This is a genomic window from Nonomuraea rosea (assembly GCF_039539705.1).
Taxonomy (GTDB): Bacteria; Actinomycetota; Actinomycetes; order Streptosporangiales; family Streptosporangiaceae; genus Nonomuraea; species Nonomuraea rosea.
The window spans coordinates 536,435-554,180 of record NZ_BAABDQ010000002.1 but is presented as its reverse complement, the minus strand read 5'-3'; the positions used below and the strand labels follow the sequence as shown (position 1 = coordinate 554,180).

Below are 17,746 nucleotides of genomic sequence, written 5' to 3'. Positions count from 1 at the left end.
CGGTGCTCTCCTTCTGGTGGGGGGATTTCAGGAGGTGTAGGGCTCCAGCCCGGCCGGTACGCCGGTGCGCTCCCATTCGGCCTCGTATCCGATGCCGGGGGTGGTTCCCGCGTGCACGAGTCCGTTGGCGTCGACCGCTTCCTCCCTGGTCACGGGATTGGCCGGGACGAACGACTCGTAGTAGGTGGTGTTGGGGACGGCCATGCAGAGGTGGGTGTGCACGATGCCGCCGCCGTGGACCTCGGCCCGCATCCGGAAGGCGTCGGCGAGGTGCGCGATGCGCATGGCCCCGGTGATGCCGCCGCGCAGGCCCGCGCTGGTGCGCACCGCGGTGGCGGAGCCGTTGGCGATGAAGTCGGCGGTGTTCATGTGGGCGCCGTCGCTGGTCTCGGCGACGATCAGCGGTACGTCCACCTTCTCGGCCAGGCGTTGGTAGGCGGTCGCGCTGAACTCACGCATCGGCTCCTCGTACCAGAGGTATCTCGCCTCGGACAGGACCCTGCCCAGCTTGATCGAGTCGAGCAGATCGAACCCGGCGGATCCGTCGTACATCAGCGGCACCGAGTCGCCGACGTGCTCGCGCAGTGCCGCGCACAGGGCGATGTCACGGTCGACGTCCCCCCAGGCGTGCAGCTTGATGGCCGGGTAGCCCAGCTCCAGGCACTGGTCGGCGACGTCCAGGTATTCGCGGACGGTGGCGAAGGTCGAGGTGGAGGCGTACGCGGGGATGGCGGTGCGGTAGCCGCCGAGCAGCCGGTGCACCGGCAGCCCGGCCGCCTTCCCCGCGATGTCCCACAGCGCCACGTCCACCAGGCCGTGGATGTAGAGCGGCATTTCCTCGATGCGGTCCAGCTCCCAGACGCGATGCCACAGCCACTCGCGCTGCAGGGGGTCTTCCCCCAGCAGCTCCGGGCGCAGCCGGCGGTCGGCGATGTCGGCCAGGATGACGCCGCGGTGGCTGTAGGCGTAGCCGGTGTGCCCGTCGTCGGTGGACAGCACGAGCCAGCCGCCGGTGTGCGCGGGCTCGGACCCCGGCAGGCCGTCGCGCCAGCGGAAGGCGGGCGTGACGGCGGGCTGCGCGCACAGGACGACGTCGACAGCGGTGATCTTCACGTTCACTCCGTTTTGCGGTTCAGTTCTTGACGGCGCCGTCGAGCAGCCCGCGCACCAGGTGGCGCTGGGCGAACAGGAAGACGAGCGCCACGGGCACCACGGTGAGCACGCCCGTGATCGCGGCTTCCGGCCGGTGGATGGGGAGGTCGCTGCCGCCCAGCGCCGGATTCAGCGCCGGCGATCCGGAGATGAGCACGCCGAGCCCGACCGGGAGGTTGAAGGTCTCGTCGTCGCCGAGCATCACGAACGGCAGGAAGTAGTTGTTCCAGTTGCCGATGAAGGCGAAGAAGGTCAGCAGCGCGATCAGCGGCTTGCCCAGGGGCAGGGCGACCCTGGCGAACAGGGCGGACTCCGAGCAGCCGTCGATCCTGGCCGCCTCCAGCACCTCACGCGGCAGCATGGTGGAGAAGTAGATGAAGGCGAGGTACACCCCGAACGGGTAGAGACTGGCGGGCAGGATCACCGACCAGGCGGTGCCGGTGAGCTGGACCGCGTTCATCTCCAGGAAGAGCGGGAGCACGAGCGCGGCGGGCGGCACGATCATCGACAGCAGCGTGGCGATGAGGATGCTCCGGCGGCCGGCGATGCTGGTCGCGGCCAGCGCGTACCCGGCCGTCAGTGACGTGATCACCGACAGCAGCACCGCGCCGCCGGTGTAGACCGCCGAGTTGGCGATCCACTGGTAGATGACGCCGTCGTTGAACGTGGTCAGGTTCCGCCAGGCGGTCAGATAGCCGTCGAACGAGCCGAAGGACAGCGGGTGGCCGCCGGTGATCTGGGCGTCGGACTTGGTGGGCGCCAGCACCAGCCACAAGAGCGGCAGCGCGCACGCCAGGGCCACGAGGCCGAGCACGACGGACACGGACATCCGCCACACCCACGCCCCGCCGTTCCGCCCGGTCATCGGCCGGCCTCCATGCCGCCCGGTCATCGTCCGACCTCCGTCTCGAAGAACTTGGCCTTGAACACCAGGAAGCAGGCGGCCACGGTGCAGACGGCCAGCAGCATCAGGCACAGCGCGGCGGCCGCGGCGAAGTCGCCGTTGTCGAAGGCGAACAGCAGGCCGAGCTGGTTCAGCGACCACGACTTGGAGCCGGTGAAGGCCACGCCGTACAGCAGCTGCGGCTCGATGAAGATCTGCAGCCCGGCGGTGAAGGCCAGGATGACCATGTAGACCACGTACTTGGAGATGAGCGGCAGCTTGATCCGCAGGGCCGTCTGCCACCAGGAGCAGCCGTCCATCTCGGCCGCCTCCAGCACCTCGCGCGGCACTCCCTGCAGGGCGCCGTACATGATGACGACCCACTGGCCGAACCCGGTGGCGAAGGCCATCAACGCGAAGATCACCACCAGGTACGACGGCTTCAGCACGTCGTTGCCGGTCCGCAGGCCCAGGCCGTGCAGGAGGGGGGCGAAGGGGCTGAGCGCGGGCTGGAGCATGACGTACCAGAGCAGCACGCCGGCCGAGCCGGTGACCGCGCCCGGCAGCATGTAGACCAGGCGCAGCGTGGTGCCGTACAGGGGGCGCTGGCCCTGGACGAACAGGGCCAGCAGGAGCACGCCGATCACCATGACCGGCAGGTACAGCGCCATGAACAGCGACACGTTGCCCAGTGCCGGCAGGAAGCGGAAGTCGGCGGTCGCGTGGACGTAGGATCGCGGGTCGCTGAGCGACTCGTAGAGGGCGTACAGGACGGGACCGATCCCGAAGACCGAGAGCAGGACCAGGTACGGGCCGACGCACAGCCAGCCGAACCACTTACCCGACGTCATAGCCCTGGGCCTTCGCCAGGTTCACCAGCTCCGTCTGGAGCTGGTCCAGGCCGGCCAGGACGGTGCCGCCCGAGCGGATCGCGGGGACCACCGTCTGGGTGAAGGCCCCCTCGACGTCGTAGCGGGTGGGCTGCTGCACGGGGTTGACCTTGGCCGCCTGCTCCCGCATCACCGGGAACGGGTCGGCGGCGTAGAACGGGTCACCGGCCAGCCGCTTGGCCCACGCGTCGGCCGACGGCCCGTAGGCGGGGTAGGTCGGCGCGTCCTTCTGGTAGCCGGCGTCGGTGGTCATCCACTGGATGATCTCGGCGGCGCCCTTCATGTTCTTGGAGTGCCGCGAGACCAGGTAGACGCCGCCGCCCGCGCTGCCGGACCAGTTGGTCGTCTCGCCGTCCCAGGACGGGTACGGCGCCGCGGCGATCTGCCCTGCGGGCGTGGCGAACAGGTCCTTGGGCTTGAACAGGTAGTCGCCGAGCCAGGAGGCGCCGGGCAGCATGAGGACCTTGCCCTCCTTGCCGAGCTTGGCCATCTCCGGGTCGAAGAGCCCCGCCTTGGTGACCGACCCGTTCTTGACCAGCGGGTCGAGCAGGTTGGCGACCCTGGTGCACTTGGGGTCCTTCAGGTTGATGTGCACCTTGTCCGGCCCGGTCACCTGCTGGATCGGGCAGCCGCTGGACCAGAAGTAGTCGTAGTAGGTGAAGAAGCTGCCCGCGCTGCCGATGACGTAGCCGGGGTGCTCCTTGGCCACCCGCTCGCCCAGCGCCCGGTAGTCGTTCCAGGTCGTGGGGAGCTCGTAGCCGAAGCGCTCCATGAGCGGCTTGTTGTACCAGAGCACGGTCTGGGCCAGGTCGTTGCGCAGGCAGTACAGCTTGCCGCCGACCTCGCAGGGCGCGTTGGACGTGCCGAAGTCCTTCCGGACCTGCTGCGGCACCAGCGAGTCGAGCGGCTGCGCGTAGTCCAGCTTCCCGGCGAACTGGGAGACCATGTTCGGCTGCCCCGCGAAGACGACGTCCGGCCAGCCCTTGCCGGTGCGGTTGAACAGCTGGAGCTTCGTCAGCAGGCTCTGCCCGTCGTAGGTCTCGACCTTCATCTTCAGGTTCGGGTGCGTCTTCTTGAACTGCTCGAACCCGGCCAGCCGGGTGGGGTCGCTCCACACCAGCAGTTCCGCGTCGCGGTCCTCGGTGATGGTCCCGCGGACGGCTGCCGGCGGGCTGGACGAGCAGGCGGCGAGCAGGACTCCTGCGAGGCACGCCGTCATGGGGATGCGAACTCTGATCACAGCCGCCTCAGCAAAATCGTGTACGATGTTTGAAGTCAGATGTTGCATGCACGTTACGGCCGCGTCAACCCCCATTTATCGCTATGTTGTGAAAATCAGGAGGCTTGGATGACCGACTCCCCCGCGCCGGCCCCGGCGCTCCCCCGGCGGCAGGTGCTGGCCGACGACGTGTACGACGTGCTGCGAGAGATGCTGCTCAGCGGTCACATCCCGCACGGCAGCCGGGTCAAGATCGACGCTCTGGCCGCGCAGCTGAAGATCTCCAACACGCCGATCCGCCAGGCTCTGGGCCGGCTGGAGGCCGACGGCCTGGTCAGCAAGCACCCCTATCGCGGCTTCGTCGCCGCCGACCTGCCCGACCGCAAGACGATCTCGGACATGTACGAGTGCAGGCTGCTGCTCGAACCTCCCACGGCCGCCCGCGCCGCCCAGGAGTTCCGTGCGGAGGACCGGGCGTTCCTGCGCCGGCAGGTGGACGTGCCCGGCGGCGATCTCACCCTGCTGGCCAAGGCCGATGAGCTGCTGCACGGCAAGCTCGCCACGATGTCCGGGAACCTGGTCGTGGCGGATGCGCTGGAGCGGTTGCTCGTTCGCTCGCGCGGCTTCCGGATCTTCTACGCCAAGGAAGGCGCCATCGAGCTCACCCGGGACGAGCACGAGTCCATCGTGCGGGCGGTCGTGGCAGGCGACGGGCCGGCCGCGGCGGACGCGATGACCGCCCACCTGCGATCGGCCGGAGAGCGCATGCTCGCGTCGCTGCCCTGAGCGCTCAGCGAGCTTCGGTTGGGAGACGGTAGACGGACACGTGGGAGCGTGACTCGGCGGTGAACGCGCCCCCCGCCCAGTCGGCATGCCTGCTCTCCAGCTCGAACCCGGCCAGCTGCGCCATGAGATCGAGCTCGGCCGGCCAGATGTAGCGGTGCGGGCTGCGGAACAGCCGGGCCTCGTCGCTCTCACCGAACCGGAAATGGTGGGACACGACCTGCTGAAGCAGCACGTCGTAGGTGTCCAGACCGATGTAGCCCGGCTCGGACTGCCAGACCGTGGCCTGCTGGCCCGGTGGCAGCTTGCGCAGCTCGGGCACCCAGAGCTCGATCACGAACCGGCCGCCGGGCGCGAGGTGGCGGGCGGCGTTGCGGAAGCAGGCGACCTGCTCGGCCTGGGCGAGCAGGTTCGAGATCGTGTTGTAGACGAGGTAGACGAGCGCGTACGTCCCCGGCGCGGTGGCGGTCGCCATGTCACCGACGACGACCGGGATCGTCGCCTCGTCGGCCTTCGCGCGCAGTCGGTCGATCATCGGCTGGGACAGCTCGATGCCGGTGACGGGCACGCCTCGCGCGGCGAGCGGCACGGCCACACGACCGGTTCCGATGGCGAACTCGAGCGGTCAGGTCGTACGGCTGGCCGGTGGTGCCCAGCGCCTGCCACAGCGGGACCCGCAGCTCCTTGCCCACCCGCTGCAGGCTGGACGGCTCGAAGGACTGCACCACGACCGAGCTGTTCGGCCGGTTGAGCCCGTTGCGCTTCACGGTCTCGATCAGCGACTCCTCCAGCGGCAGCCCGATCGACCTGAAGTAGGTGGGGTGCTTGGTCTCGGGGAAGACGCCGACCTGCTTGCCGTACTGGCGCGAGAGCCGCTTGGCCAGGTCGAGCACCTCCTGGAAGGTGAGCACCTGGTAGTGGCCGTTGTACACGGTGTTGCGCTGCCGGATGGCGGGCAGCCGCTCGACCGCGCGCAGCGTCTTCAGCTCGGCCAGCGTGAAGTCCTCGGTGAACCAGCCGGTCACGTTGCGCCCGTCGATGACCTTGGTGGTCTTGCGCGCGGCGAACTCCGGGCGCAGCGACACGTCGGTGGTGCCGGAGATCTCGTTCTCGTGCCTGGCGACGAGCACGTGGTCCTTGGTCGGCACCAGGTCGGGCTCGATCCAGTCGGCGCCCAGCGCCACGCCGAGCTCGTAGCTGCCCTGCGTGTGCTCGGGGCGGTGGCCCGCCGAGCCGCGGTGGCCGATGACGACGACCTGGGAGCGGTCGGGCCCGGCCTGGGCGCCCTGGGCCGCGTCTTGAGCCGCTGCCGGGGCGGCGCCGGCGAGGGGGGTGAGGATGGCCAGGCTGGCGGCTGCGATCTTTCGCACGTGAAACTCCCTGCGGCAGCTGCACCGGAGACTCTCACCGGTGATCACCGCGGCGATTATGGTACGGACCGAAATCCCACAATGGGCCAATTTCTGCGGAATTTCCGGCGACAACCGGAGCCGTGCTTACTTGCGGAAGTACGCACGGGCGGAAGGGAGCAGAAGGAGGATGATGACGGCCAGCGAGGCCAGGAGCGTGAAGACGAGACGGCCGTCGGACACGGGGAGCAACCAGGCAGGGTAGGCGCGGGCGCTCGCGTCGAGGACCGCCTGTGCGTTCGCGCCGTCGCCGAGGATGGACTGGAGATACTCCGCCTTGGACGCCTGGCTGGCCAGGATGAAGACGTCGAGGGCCAGGAAGATCGGCTGGAGGATCAGGGTCAGGATCCGGCCGGCCCGCTTGCCCGCCAGGTTGAGCCACGCCAGGAGCGCGGCGATCACGGCGGTGGTGAAGGGCAGCACCAGCGCGTAGCCGCCCTCGTCGAAGTGGACGCCGTTCTCGGCCAGGACGGAGGGGGACAGACCTTGCCTGACGAGCTCGGCCTCGGCCGCGGCCTGGACGTCGGCGCCGAAGACGAGGCCGGCGACCGGCACGATCAGGAAGGCGAGAGCGAACAGCAGTTGCAGGACGCCCGCGAAGGTGACGGTGCGGGGGCGGTTCCGGGTGATTTCCATGGGTCAGACGATCGCGCCGCCCGCTGATACGGCGCCCTCACGCCACAGAGACGGCGCTGAGAGGCGCTGACACCGCCCGACGGGCGAAAAGCATCAAGCTTGAAATTTGATGGCTTGATGGAATTGGTAGGATGGGAGACATGACAACTCCAGGACCACAGGCCATCGCCGAGCGGCAGCTGTGCGGTCTGGTGAACGGGCTGGCCCAGCAGATCGCCGATCACGTGCGCGAACGCGCCGTCACCCTCGGCCTCACCGCGGCCCAGGCGACCGCGCTGCGGGAGCTGTCCGGCCCGATGACCATGCGAGATCTCGCGGAACGCATGAGCTGCGAGCCGTCCAACGCCACCTTCGTCGTCGACAAGCTGGAGAAGAACGGCCTGATCGAGCGCCATCCGCATGCCACCGACCGGCGCGCCAAGCAGCTCGTCCTCACCCCGGAGGGCCACGCTCTCCGCGAACAGCTCCTGGAGCTCCTCTCCCAGCACTCCCCCCTGGCCGGCCTCGACCCTCAGCAGCAGCGCAGCCTTCAGGACCTGCTCGAACAGGCCATCGTCCGCCCGTCCTGACGCCTGACGCCGGTCACGCCCTCCCCGACCTCGTCGACGATGCCGGCCGCATCGAACCCGGTGCCGGCGGGCATCCCGGAGAAGAACTCGACGGCTCCCCGCGGCGAGTCCGGGCTGAAGCACATGGCGAGGCCCTGGGTCGACATCTCGGCCGCCGCTTCCGCGCGGGGGAACATCGCCGTCTCGTACCGGGTCAGCGCGGCCTCGATGTCGTCCGGCTGGTCGATGATGGCCCGCGCCAGGTCGGCCGCGTCGAGCATGGCGATGTTCGCTCCCTCGCCGGCGTACGGCGGCATGACGTGCGCGGCGTCGCCGACCAGCGTCACGCCCGGGATCCGTGGCCAGCGGTGCCCGGCCGGCAGGGCGAAGATCTGGCGCGGCGTGATCGTGTCGTCGCAGTCGCGGATGAGATCGGTCAGCCCGGTGCTCCAGCCGGCCAGCTCCGCGAGCAGCGCGGCGCGGGCCGCGGGCGCGTCGGACCAGTCGACGCCGCTGCTCACCAGCCAGTCCTGCGGGACCCGGAACGAGACGCCGAGCTGTACGTGCCTGCCGCCGTGACCCAGGATGCCCTTGCCCTCGGACAGCGCAAAGATCATTCCGGGGCCGACGAGCGCCGCCGCCTCCGGGTGGCGCGTCTCGGCGTCCATGATGTTCACCTCGACGTGGGAGATCCCGGAGTATTGCGGCGTCGCCGCCGACAGCAGCGGGCGCACCTTCGACCACGTGCCGTCCGCGCCGACCAGCAGGTCGGCCGTCGTGCTGCCGCCGTCGGCGAAGGTCACCTCGTGCCGGCCGCCGGCGCGCGTGCCGACCGCCGTGACCTTGCGACCCCACGCGATCCTGCCGGGGTCGAGCGAGCCGATGAGCAGGTCGCGCAGCACCGTCCGATCGATCTCCGGGCGCCCGCCCTCGCCGCCCGGCGGCTCGGCGTCGATGAAGACGGTCCCGGCCTTGTCGAGGACGCGTACGTGCTCGCCCTGCGGGTGGGTGTGGCGGCGGAACTCTTCGTAGAGGCCGCAGGCGCGGAGCGCCAGCTGGCCGGAGTCTTCGTGGATGTCGAGAGAGCCGCCCTGGGTGCGGGCGTCGGGCCCGGCGTCGCCCTCGTAGACGGTGGACGGGATGCCGTGGTTCTGGAGGATGCGAGCGAGGACGAGGCCGGACAGGCCTGCGCCGACGATCGCGATGGAAGGTAGGGACATGAGGGGTCCTATTCAGTAGATGGCGAAGATCCGGCCGCGTCCCCCGGTGCGGGAGAGGCGGCCGCTTCGTGCGACGGCGGAGAGCCGGCCGCTTCGTGCGACGGCGGAGAGCCGGCCGCGAGGATGCCGTCGAGGAGGACGTCGAAGGCCCAGCCGGCGCGCGCGGGCCCGTCACCGGAGACGATCTGGACTCCGAGCCGGACGAGGTGCGGATAGCGCGCCGGGTCCATGTCGCCGATCTCCGTGGCGAGCGTGGACAGGGCGTTGGCCTTCTGTTTCGTGGCCTTCGGGGTGCTGTGCTCGACGGCGACCGCCGTGGGATAGAGCAGGAGCAGGTCGACGCCCCAGGCCGCGGCCCGGTCCGGCACCCCGCCCTCGTGGAGCAGGGCGAGGATCGCCTCGACCAGCGCCATGTAGTTGGGGCCGCTGGGCTGCGTGGACATCGCCATCCGAGCGATCTCCGGATGGCGGAAGAGGACGTCCCGGTAGCTCGACAGCAGCGCCTTCACCCGGTCGCGCCATGTCCCGGCGTCGGCCTCCGGCGAGCTGATCTCGCCCAGGAGCACGTCGAGGATCTGCGCGTGCAGGTCCTCGGTGTTGCGGACGTAGACGTACAGCGAGGCGTGCCCGGAGTCGAGCGCGGCGGCGACGCGCCGCATCGTCACCTTGTCCAGCCCTTCCTCCCGCAAGATCGCGAGCGCCGTGTCGATGATCCCCTGCCGGGTCAGGGCCGGCTTGGCCGGACGCTCTCGACGGCTGCGGGGGCCCTGGGCGCTGTCGCTCGAACTCATGACGCCACCGTACCACGACCATGGTCGTAACGACCATGGTCGCTCATTTGCGGGACAGGGCGCGGGTGATGCCGGCAGGTCAGCCCTTCCTGCCGATGCGCGGACCAGGTGGCGGGGTCGTCACGCAGCACCCCGATGCGCGCGTGCCGCAGGTCCAGCAGCCCTCAGGCTCTTTCGCGGGCGCAGGTAGAGCTCGTTGGCCTCCAGTTGCCAGGCCGACCGCATCGCCAGGAAGTAGGGCTCTTACGGCGCGGCGTCCAGGTCCGCCAGGTCGAGCACGAAGCGGTAGCGGACGTCGTTGCGCCCGAGGCGGTCGAGGGCTTCGTTCACGCGCGCCGAGGGAAGCAGCTCGATGTCGGCGCCGATGCCGTGCTCGGCGCAGAAGTCCAGCAGGGCGGCGGTCGCGGCCCGGCCGCCGCTGCCCGCCGAGCTGAGCTTCTTGCGCCCCACGAGCAGATCCATGACCTGTACGGTGACCTCGCCGAGGTGGCCGACGTGGCTGAGCGTTCCGTCCATGGCGACGAGCCGCAGGTAGGGGCCGAGGTCGTGCGGGGCGGAGATGGTGTCGATGACGACGTCGAACCGGTCCCTGGCGGCGGCCATCCGGTCCGCGTCCGTGGAGACGATGAGGTCGTGGGCGCCGAGGCGGCGGGCGTCGCCGGCCTTGTCCGCCGATCGGCTGATGGCCGTGGTTTCGGCGCCGAGTGCCACGGCGAGTTTGATCGCGAGATGGCCCAGGCCGCCCAGCCCCGCCACGGCGACGCGGGCGCCCGGCCCTGCGCCGAGCGTGTGCAGCGGCTCCCAGACGGTGATCCCGGCGCAGAGCAGCGGGGCCGCGGCGGCCGGGTCGAGACTGACCGGGAGAGGGTAGGCGAACCGGTCGCGGACGACGTACTCGCGGGAGTAGCCCCCGAGCGTGGCCGAGCCGTCGTGGCGGTCGGTGCCGCCGTAGGTCAGGGTCGGGAACTCGTGGCAGAAGTTCTCCTGGCCGGCCCGGCACATCGCGCACGCGCCGCAGGAGTCGACGATGTTGCCGACCGCGACCGGGTCGCCGGCGCGGAATCGGGTGACCTCGGAGCCGGTCTCGGTCACCACCCCGGTGAACTCGTGGCCCGGCACGAGGGGCGCCCCGGAATGGGCGCGAACGGCGTGCAGATCGGTGTGGCAGACGCCGCAGTAATCCACGCGTACCGCGATGTCGTCAGGGCGCAGGTCGCGCCGTTCGAGCGAGGCCCGCCGCAGCGTCCCCGCCGCGCCGTCCGCCCGCCATCCCACTGTGCTTCTCATCTCGGCTCCTGGTAAACAGACTGTTCGGTCTGTTTGCAGGCTAGCCACACGCCGGCCGATAAAGCAAACCGACTGTTCTGTTTGGTACGCTGGCCGGCATGGCCGATCAGCCCCTGACCTCCCGTGGCGTCGCGACGCGCGGCCGCATCATCGACGTGGCGACCCAGGAGTTCGCCGAGCACGGGATCGCCGGGGCGCGCATCGAGCGGATCGTGGCCGCCGCACGCACCAACAAGGCGCAGCTCTACGCCTATTTCGGCAGCAAGGAAGGGCTGTTCGACGCCATCTTCCACGGCTCGCTGGAGCGGATCATGAACGTGGTGCCGATCGACGCCGGCGACCTCGCCGACTGGGCCGTGCGGCTCTACGACGAATACCTCCGCCGCCCCGACCTCATCCGGCTGGCCACCTGGGCGCGTCTGGAGCGGCGTCCGGCCGGCCACCTCGTCGAGGAGGCCGGCCGCCTCGACGACGGCAAGCTGCGCGCCATCGCCGAGGCGCAGGCCGCGGGCCTGGTACGGCCGGGCGACCCGTTCGACGTGATGGCCATGGTCATCGCCATGTCCATGGCCTGGTCCCCGGTCAGCAACGTCTACGCCGCGACCGCAGACGAGCCCCAGGAGCTGCACGACCGGCGTCGCGCCCTGCTCCGCGAGAGCGTCCGGCGGGCCGTGACGACCGGCTGAAGGGCCAGGACATGGCATCACGGCCGGCTGAAGGATCAGGGCGTCACGGCCCCGCCTGACGACCGCCTGAAGGATCACGGCGTCAGCCGACGGTCGTCAGGGCCTCCCTGCCCTCGTCCCACCGCCAGCGCACGTCGTGGCCGGTCAGGTGCACCCCGCCGATCCAGCGGTCGACGCCGTTGAGCGTCACGTGGTCCGCCTCCCCCGCCAGGACCCGGGCGCCGGTGGCGGTCAGCCGCACCGGGGTGGCGCGGTCGATCGGAGCGTCGGCGGGCCGGCGGTCCAGCAGCGGGTGCGGGCCTCCGGCCAGGCGGTCCATGGCCGCGAAGCACCAGTCGTCCCCCAGGTAGGGGCGGGCCTCGCGGGCAGAGGCCCGGACGAAAACGTCCCCGGCGGTGGCCGTGGCGTCCCCGGCGGCCGCAAGGATGCGGCGTTCCGTGAGGGAGAGCCCGTCGCGGGTGGAGGGGTATTCGCGGCTGAGACGTTCGAACGCCTCGCCCAGGAAGCGCAGCTCACCGGAGCGGGTCGCGGCGATGGCGGCCAGCCCGTCGGGGGCCGGGGCGCGGAAGGCCGCCCATGCCCGCGTGGCCAGATCGAGCGCGGCCGGGGTGAGCGTCGCGCACGCCTTGGTCGCGGGCAGCTCGCGCAGCTGCTCGGGACGCAACTGGCCGAGGCCGCCGAAGCGGGCGATGCCGGGATGCTCCCCGATGCAGATCAACGTGATGCGCCCGGCCGGCACCGCCAGCTCGGCGAGCCGGGCGAGGATCTCCACGATCTGGAGCTGGTCGTAGAGGTCGGCCTCGAACCACAGCACGTACTCGCCCGCACGGTTGCCCTCCAGGGCGGCGTCGCGCCGCAGGAACATCCGCATGCCATCCGCGCGGTCGTCCGCGCCCGCCCCGGCCAGGAACGCGGCCCTGACCCGGCGCAGCTCCTCGTGCCCCACTGCGGGGACCGGCCCTTCGTGCAGCACGTCACGCCAGTACACGACGTGCCGGGCCAGCCCGGTCCCCGGGATGTCGGTGGCGTCACCGTTGCTGACGTGCAGCGCCACCGCCAGCCGATCCTCGACCGGAGCGGGCTGCTCGCCCAGGAGCCGTCTGCGTGCGATCGCGTACGACTCGCCGGTCTTCGCCATGCGGGCGCGTACCCGCCGCTTGAAGTCTGCCTGCTTGGTCATGTACGTCTCCCGCGCGCCGTCCGCGCGTCCCCCAGCGACGGGTGCGGCGGGCGCACGACCGACGACAGATCGTCCGTCCGAGAGGTGAGCCTCCCTTTGCCTCCTGGGATGACCCGGCTGGGGCGAGTCGCCGGAGGTTGGGCGCGGACAGCCGCCACCAGCCATGCTAACGCCGTGGCGGACGATCAGCGGACCGCTGATCGCCTGCGCCGTTCATTCCCTGGCGGGAATTGTCGACATACCCGGCCGGGAGCACGATCGCTTCCGTGAACACGCGACTGGGAGTCCTGCTCCCCACCAACCAGAGTCAGTGGACCGACGCCCGGCGGCTGGTCGGCTTCGGCGTCCAGGCGGAGCGGCTCGGCTTCGACTCGCTCTGGGCCAACGACACCCTGCTCGGCGCACGCATCGAGCCGCTGGCCATGCTCGCCGCGCTGGCTGCCGCGACCGAACGCGTCACGCTCGGCACGGCGGCGCTGCTGCCCGCCTTCCGGCGTCCCGTGACCGCCGCGCAGGAGCTGGCCTCCATCGACCATCTGTCGGCCGGACGGCTGACGGTCGCCGTGGGCGCGGGCTTCCCCGGCAGGTCGGAGCCCGAGTACGCGCTCTCCGCGGTGCCGTGGGAGCGCCGCTTCCTGCGCCTGGACGAGACCGTCGCCCTGTGGCGGGCGCTGTGGGCGGGCGAGCGGGCCTTCCACGGCAAGGTGCTGCGGTTCGACGACCTGCCCGAGTCGACGCCGTCGTTCCGGCCGGGCGGTCCGCCGATCTGGCTGGGCGGCGCGAGCCCCTCGGCGCTGGCGCGTACGGGGCGGCTCTACGACGGGTGGCTGCCGTACCCGCCCGATCCCGCCAGCTACCGCACAGGTCTCGACGCGGTACGGAGGGCCGCGGCCGACGCGGGACGTCCCGCGACCGCGCTCACCCCCGCGTTGTTCGTCACCGTGCTGATCACCGACGACGACCAGGCCGAGCGGGAGCTCGACGCCTACTGCAGGGCCACCTACGGCCGGCCGTACGACGTGGTGCGGACGATCCAGGCCATGGTCGCGGGCCCGGCCGAACGGGTGGCCGCCACGCTGGCCGGCTACGTGGCGGCGGGCGCCGAGCAGGTGGTCTGCCGCATCGCGGCCCCCACGCTGCCCGCCCAGCTCCGCCAGCTGGAGCTGCTGGCCGCGATCGCCCTCCCGTGAGCCACCCCGCCCTCTACAGCCTGTAGAGTAACGGCGAAATCGGGTGAAAGGGTGAGGCATGCTGCGCTGGTTCCGGGTCTTGGCGGTGGCCGAGGCATGCTCGTGGGCGGGGCTGCTGATCGGGATGTTCTTCAAGTACGTGACCGAGACCGGGGAGCTCGGGGTGAAGGTGTTCGGTCCGATCCACGGGGCGCTGTTCGTGCTGTACGCCGCCGGGGTGCTGCTCTCGGCGCGGGAGGCGGGCTGGAGCCGGGGCGCGGTGGTGCTGGGCCTGGCGTGTGCGGTGCCGCCGTTCACCTCGCTGTGGTTCGAACGGCGCATGGCCGCGCGCGCGACGGCGGTTCAGCCCGCCTGATCGAGGCGCGCGGCCCTGCGGCCGCCCGGTCACTCGATGGCGCCGGCTTGGGTGAGCAGGTTCTGGTACCAGGCGTCGTACGGATGGTTGGTCGCCGGGTAGCTGGCCGGCGGGTCGGTCGCGTCGCCCGCCGAGTCGAAGTCCCAGCCTCGTACGAGCCGTCCCGCCTGCCGGGCCGCGGTGATGAAAGCGGACTCTCCGGCCGGCGCCGCGTAGAACAGCGCGTCCTGCTGCAGCTCCGCGCTGTTGCCCTGCTGGAACTCGTCGAAGGCGACCTGCGGGAGGCGGATGCGGTCGCCGGTGTGCCTGTCGGTGTCGATCCGCAGGGTCTGGGACGGGGTCGGGCCGTCGGCGCCGTTCCAGACGTGCACGCGCGCGGTGCCGCCGACCGAGGTGGTCTTGTCGTAGCGGGCGTCGGAGGTCTTGGCGTTGCCGGTCCATGAGACGGTCGACGTGCCGGCGCTCAGTGCGCCGTCCCACGTCCAGTTCTGGCTGCTGCCCTGGCTGCGGTGGATCTCGCGCACCTGGGTGCCCGCCGCGTCGGTGAACCTGACCGTCGGCAGGACGCCGTTGTCGTACTGGCGGCTGGCCGACCAGGTGATCTCGCCGTCGGCGCCGAGGCGGCCCACGCGGGACCAGAGCGTGGTCGCGGTCTGGGACTGGTGCACCTCGACCAGGTCACCGTTGTCGTTCAGCGCGACGGCCGGGGTCACGCCGCTGTCGTAACGGCCGTGGCGGAGCCAGGTCACGCGGCCGTCGGCGCCGTACGTGCCGGTCCAGTACCAGAGCGCGCCCGCGCCCGAGTCGTGCACCTCGACGACCTGGCCGCGGCCGTTGATCGCGACGGCCGGGTTGGCGCCGACGTCCCGTTTGTACTCGGTGCGGGTCTTGCCGTCCCCGGAGAGCAGGGGGAGCACCCGGCCGCGCAGCGCGTCGACCGTCGGCGGGCTCGCCGGATAGTCCGCGGCCCAGAGCAGCCGCGGGCCGAAGACGCTGGCGAGCTCCTGGTTGAGCGCCGCCAGGTTGCCCGCCGCGTACGAGACGTTGTCCGTCAGGTCGTCCTTGATGTCGAGCGCGACGACGATCGGCGCGGCGGCGGGATGCTGCACGGACCAGGCGTTGATCACGTTCAGCCAGTCGCGCAGGTTGTTCGAGGCCGGGTTTCCCGCGTGGTCGACCTGGTTGCCGGGAGAGTCGTGGCCGATGGCGTAGTCGCGGGAGGTGGCGTAGCCGTTGTCGTGGATGTCCAGCTCGATGAAGCGGATGCCGTGGTCGAGCTGGTAGGCGATCGAGCTCCTGGCGCCGTTGATGTTGCCCGAATAGCTGTTGTGCGTGGCGCGGAAGACCGCCGAGGGTAAGAGGGGATCCGCGGCCGCGTCGGCGGTGCCGCCGTTCAGCAGCGCGGCCGCGGCGATGGTGATCACGGACAGGACGGTTCTCGTGCGGGGCATCGCCTGTTCCTCACGTCGGGGATCTTCCCAGCCAACATGATCAAGGCCCCTCCGGCCAACCTTATGGCGCTCTTGTGATCCGGCCGTTCACACGGTAGAAACGTTCGCGGTGCGAGAGAGCGCTCTCTCAGGACGCGCTGCCGCACACGTAGCGGAAAGGACGTACCCCGTTATGACGACCCAGCCTTCCCGGTTATCGAGGCGGCGACGCCGCGGTCAGATCGGCCGGGCGGTCACGCTCGGCCTCGTGCTGGCGACCGCCGTCATGACGGCGGGCACGCCCGCCGGCGCGGCATCGCCGTCCCCGAGCGCCCCCGATCTCGGGCCGAACGTCACCGTCTTCGATCCGGGCATGCCGGTCGGCGACATCCAGGCGACCCTCGACGCGGCGCACGCCGCCCAGGTCGACAACGAGATGGGCGCCACCCGCCACGCCTACCTCTTCAAGCCCGGCACGTACGGCACCGCCGAGCAGCCGCTCCAGATCAAGGTCGGCTACTACACGGAGATCGCCGGCTTGGGCGCCTCGCCCGCCGACGTCGTCATCAACGGCAAGGTCGAGGTCTACAACCGCTGCCTGGCGGACGGCGGGACCGGCAACTGCCTCGCGCTCGTCAACTTCTGGCGCACCCTGTCGAACCTGTCGATCAACGTCAACGCGGCCGGCCAGGACGGCTGCCGGTCCTCGGCGAACTTCTGGGCCGTCTCCCAGGCGGTGTCCCTGCGCCGGCTGAACATCAGCGGCGGCAACCTGTCGCTGATGGACTACTGCACCGCCGGCCCCCAGTACGCCAGCGGCGGCTTCATCGCCGACTCCAGGCTGCCGTCCGTCACGAACGGTTCGCAGCAGCAGTGGCTGACCCGCAACAGCGAGGTGGCCGGCTGGTCGAACGGCGTGTGGAACCAGGTCTTCGCGGGCGTCGTCGGCGCACCGGCCGAGACGGGGTTCCCGACGCCGCCGTACACCACCCTCGACGCCACGCCCGTCAGCAGGGAGAAGCCCTACCTGTTCGCCGACGCGCAGGGCAGGTACAGCGTCCGCGTGCCCGCCGCCAGGAAGAACACGCGCGGCGTCTCCTGGGCCGACGGCCTGACGCCGGGCCGGACGCTGCCGATCTCCGAGTTCTTCGTCGCGAAGCCGTCGGACTCGGTGCACGTCATCAACAGCCAGCTCGCGCGGGGCAAGCACCTGCTGCTCACCCCCGGCGTGTACGACATCGCGCGCAGCATCGAGGTCAAGCGCCCGAACACGGTCGTGCTCGGCCTCGGGCATGCCACGCTCACCGCCGTCCGCGGCTCGATCCCGCTCGACGTCGCCGACGTCCCCGGCGTGATCGTGGCCGGCGTGACCGTCGACGCGGGGCTCGACAGGTCGCCGGTGCTGCTGAGGGTGGGCAAGCAGCACGGGGACCACCGCGGCGGCAGCTCGGCGAGCAACCCGACGACCCTGTCCGACGTGTACTTCCGGGTCGGCGGGCCGCACGTCGGCAAGACCGGCACCGCGCTGGAGGTCAACAGCGACCACGTGCTCATCGACCACGCCTGGGTATGGCGGGCCGACCACGGCGTCGAGGGCTTCACCGACACCCAGCGCTGGAACACCAACCTGGGCAGGAACGGCGCCGTCATCAACGGCGACCATGTGACCGCGACCGGCCTGTTCGTCGAGCACTTCCAGCAGTACAACACGGTCTGGAACGGCGACGACGGCACGACGATCCTGTACCAGAACGAGCTGCCCTACGACCCGCCCGCCCAGGCCGACTGGATGAACGGCGCCGTCGAGGGCTGGGCCGGTTACAAGGTCGGCAACCGGGTGCGGACGCACAAGCTCTACGGCGCCGGCGTCTACGTCTTCAACCAGAACAATCCACAGATCCACACCGAGAACGGCTTCGAGGTCCCGCAGACGCCGGGCGTCAGGCTGCACCACATCATGACCGTCAACCTCAGCGCCGGGACGATCGACCACGTCGTCAACGGCCTGGGCGACGCGGCCGACACGACCAAGATCGGCGCGCCGGTCTACGTCGCCGACTACCCGGCTCCGTAGGGCGCCCTGAGCG

18 protein-coding genes are annotated in these 17,746 nt (G+C 70.7%); 6 read left to right on the top strand and 12 right to left on the bottom strand.

Features of this window, described 5'->3' with window-relative positions:
• Window positions 1-27: 27 nt before the first annotated feature.
• From ABEA43_RS06415 to ABEA43_RS06400, 4 genes are read right to left on the bottom strand one after another with little or no spacing between them, the layout of a single operon-like run.
• Entirely contained in the window at window positions 28-1,113 is a 1,086-nt protein-coding gene (locus ABEA43_RS06415; protein ID WP_345559660.1) for an enolase C-terminal domain-like protein, read from the bottom strand.
• 19 nt (window positions 1,114-1,132) lie between these two features.
• On the bottom strand, window positions 1,133-2,017 hold the full coding sequence (locus ABEA43_RS06410; protein WP_345559659.1) for a carbohydrate ABC transporter permease: 885 nt from the start codon (window positions 2,015-2,017) through the stop codon (window positions 1,133-1,135).
• A gap of 23 nt (window positions 2,018-2,040) precedes the next feature.
• Window positions 2,041-2,886: a carbohydrate ABC transporter permease gene (locus ABEA43_RS06405; protein WP_345559658.1), complete on the bottom strand. Its 846-nt coding sequence runs from the start codon at window positions 2,884-2,886 to the stop codon at window positions 2,041-2,043.
• A complete protein-coding gene (locus ABEA43_RS06400; protein WP_345559657.1) occupies window positions 2,873-4,144 on the bottom strand; it encodes an ABC transporter substrate-binding protein in 1,272 nt (423 codons plus the stop codon). Before ABEA43_RS06400 ends, ABEA43_RS06405 begins: the two co-directional genes overlap by 14 nt.
• 129 nt (window positions 4,145-4,273) lie before the next feature.
• On the opposite strand from ABEA43_RS06400, the gene ABEA43_RS06395 reads away from it, so the two are divergent.
• Complete coding sequence (locus tag ABEA43_RS06395; protein ID WP_345559656.1) at window positions 4,274-4,930, top strand: GntR family transcriptional regulator; 657 nt, start codon at window positions 4,274-4,276, stop codon at window positions 4,928-4,930.
• 4 nt (window positions 4,931-4,934) lie between these two features.
• Here the strand turns inward: ABEA43_RS06395 and ABEA43_RS06390 are convergent, their stop codons facing one another.
• The 3 genes from ABEA43_RS06390 to ABEA43_RS06380 form a co-directional block, all read right to left on the bottom strand.
• Complete coding sequence (locus ABEA43_RS06390) at window positions 4,935-5,495, bottom strand: class I SAM-dependent methyltransferase (protein WP_345559655.1); 561 nt, start codon at window positions 5,493-5,495, stop codon at window positions 4,935-4,937.
• Window positions 5,404-6,297: a glycerophosphodiester phosphodiesterase family protein gene (locus tag ABEA43_RS06385; protein WP_345559654.1), complete on the bottom strand. Its 894-nt coding sequence runs from the start codon at window positions 6,295-6,297 to the stop codon at window positions 5,404-5,406. Before ABEA43_RS06385 ends, ABEA43_RS06390 begins: the two co-directional genes overlap by 92 nt.
• Before the next feature lie 126 nt (window positions 6,298-6,423).
• Window positions 6,424-6,972: a hypothetical protein gene (locus ABEA43_RS06380; protein ID WP_345559653.1), complete on the bottom strand. Its 549-nt coding sequence runs from the start codon at window positions 6,970-6,972 to the stop codon at window positions 6,424-6,426.
• Window positions 6,973-7,112: 140 nt separating this feature from the next.
• Here ABEA43_RS06380 and ABEA43_RS06375 point away from each other — a divergent pair, with 140 nt between their 5' ends.
• Window positions 7,113-7,541, top strand: coding sequence for a MarR family winged helix-turn-helix transcriptional regulator (locus ABEA43_RS06375; protein WP_345559652.1), 429 nt, complete (start codon window positions 7,113-7,115; stop codon window positions 7,539-7,541).
• Here the strand turns inward: ABEA43_RS06375 and ABEA43_RS06370 are convergent.
• From ABEA43_RS06370 to ABEA43_RS06360, 3 genes are all read right to left on the bottom strand, one after another.
• On the bottom strand, window positions 7,502-8,740 hold the full coding sequence (locus ABEA43_RS06370; RefSeq protein WP_345559651.1) for an FAD-dependent oxidoreductase: 1,239 nt from the start codon (window positions 8,738-8,740) through the stop codon (window positions 7,502-7,504). The two genes, ABEA43_RS06375 and ABEA43_RS06370, sit on opposite strands and share 40 nt — an antisense overlap.
• A gap of 8 nt (window positions 8,741-8,748) precedes the next feature.
• Window positions 8,749-9,531 (bottom strand): TetR/AcrR family transcriptional regulator, encoded by a 783-nt coding sequence (locus ABEA43_RS06365; protein WP_345559650.1) that lies wholly within the window; start codon window positions 9,529-9,531, stop codon window positions 8,749-8,751.
• Window positions 9,532-9,774: 243 nt separating this feature from the next.
• Window positions 9,775-10,818 carry an NAD(P)-dependent alcohol dehydrogenase gene (locus tag ABEA43_RS06360; protein WP_345559649.1) on the bottom strand — a complete coding sequence of 348 codons (1,044 nt, stop codon included), beginning with the start codon at window positions 10,816-10,818 and terminating at the stop codon, window positions 9,775-9,777.
• 98 nt (window positions 10,819-10,916) lie between these two features.
• On the opposite strand from ABEA43_RS06360, the gene ABEA43_RS06355 reads away from it, so the two are divergent.
• Window positions 10,917-11,504 (top strand): TetR/AcrR family transcriptional regulator, encoded by a 588-nt coding sequence (locus ABEA43_RS06355; protein WP_345559648.1) that lies wholly within the window; start codon window positions 10,917-10,919, stop codon window positions 11,502-11,504.
• Window positions 11,505-11,586: 82 nt separating this feature from the next.
• On the opposite strand, the gene ABEA43_RS06350 is transcribed toward ABEA43_RS06355, so the two are convergent.
• Window positions 11,587-12,684: a hypothetical protein gene (locus ABEA43_RS06350; protein WP_345559647.1), complete on the bottom strand. Its 1,098-nt coding sequence runs from the start codon at window positions 12,682-12,684 to the stop codon at window positions 11,587-11,589.
• Window positions 12,685-12,950: 266 nt separating this feature from the next.
• On the opposite strand from ABEA43_RS06350, the gene ABEA43_RS06345 reads away from it, so the two are divergent.
• Together ABEA43_RS06345 and ABEA43_RS06340 are read left to right on the top strand one after the other, a co-directional pair.
• Entirely contained in the window at window positions 12,951-13,874 is a 924-nt protein-coding gene (locus ABEA43_RS06345; RefSeq protein ID WP_345559646.1) for an LLM class flavin-dependent oxidoreductase, read from the top strand.
• 58 nt (window positions 13,875-13,932) lie between these two features.
• Window positions 13,933-14,229: a DUF3817 domain-containing protein gene (locus tag ABEA43_RS06340; protein WP_345559645.1), complete on the top strand. Its 297-nt coding sequence runs from the start codon at window positions 13,933-13,935 to the stop codon at window positions 14,227-14,229.
• Window positions 14,230-14,258: 29 nt separating this feature from the next.
• On the opposite strand, the gene ABEA43_RS06335 is transcribed toward ABEA43_RS06340, so the two are convergent.
• Window positions 14,259-15,680, bottom strand: coding sequence for a PI-PLC domain-containing protein (locus tag ABEA43_RS06335; protein ID WP_345559644.1), 1,422 nt, complete (start codon window positions 15,678-15,680; stop codon window positions 14,259-14,261).
• Between the two features lie 172 nt (window positions 15,681-15,852).
• Between ABEA43_RS06335 and ABEA43_RS06330 the strand changes: the two genes are divergently transcribed.
• Entirely contained in the window at window positions 15,853-17,733 is a 1,881-nt protein-coding gene (locus ABEA43_RS06330) for an adenylyl cyclase (protein WP_345559643.1), read from the top strand.
• Window positions 17,734-17,746 lie beyond the last annotated feature (13 nt).